This window comes from Campylobacter concisus, from assembly GCF_002914195.1.
In the GTDB taxonomy this organism is placed as follows: Bacteria; Campylobacterota; Campylobacteria; order Campylobacterales; family Campylobacteraceae; genus Campylobacter_A; species Campylobacter_A concisus_M.
The window spans coordinates 1-438 of record NZ_PPAU01000053.1 but is presented as its reverse complement, the minus strand read 5'-3'; the positions used below and the strand labels follow the sequence as shown (position 1 = coordinate 438).

Below are 438 nucleotides of genomic sequence, written 5' to 3'. Positions count from 1 at the left end.
GCCTAATATATTCGCCACCACTAAATTCTTTATAAGCAACCTCTACCACTGGTTCTCTAAAAACAAATTCTATTGTAGCATCATCGTCATACATGCTAAGTAATGCTTTTAACTGCGCTATTGTTAATGTTCTCATTTTTATTCCTCATCAATTATAATCTTTACGCCTGGTTTAAAAATAATGGCCTTTGCACCATTTTTTTTAGCAAACTTCTCTACAACATTATTTAGATCTTTTATAGAGATAGAATTTATTATAACAACTGGCTCTTGTCCAGTTTCCTTTTCAACTCTACTTTTATCAAGTTCGGAGTGTATTAATGGCGAAATAGCATACATGCCATAAATGGCAAATAGCCATAAAAAGGTAGGCAAAGTCGAAACTATAAAATTTATCTTTTTTTTAGCCAAAAATTCAGCTTTCTCATTATCATAAGC

The 438-nt window shown here is 31.5% G+C and carries 1 protein-coding gene; it reads right to left on the bottom strand.

Features of this window, described 5'->3' with window-relative positions; all coding sequences use genetic code 11:
- Positions 1-138 precede the first annotated feature (138 nt).
- A partial coding sequence (locus CYP28_RS10230; RefSeq protein WP_181000399.1) for a hypothetical protein occupies positions 139-438 on the bottom strand: 300 nt, incomplete at its 5' end.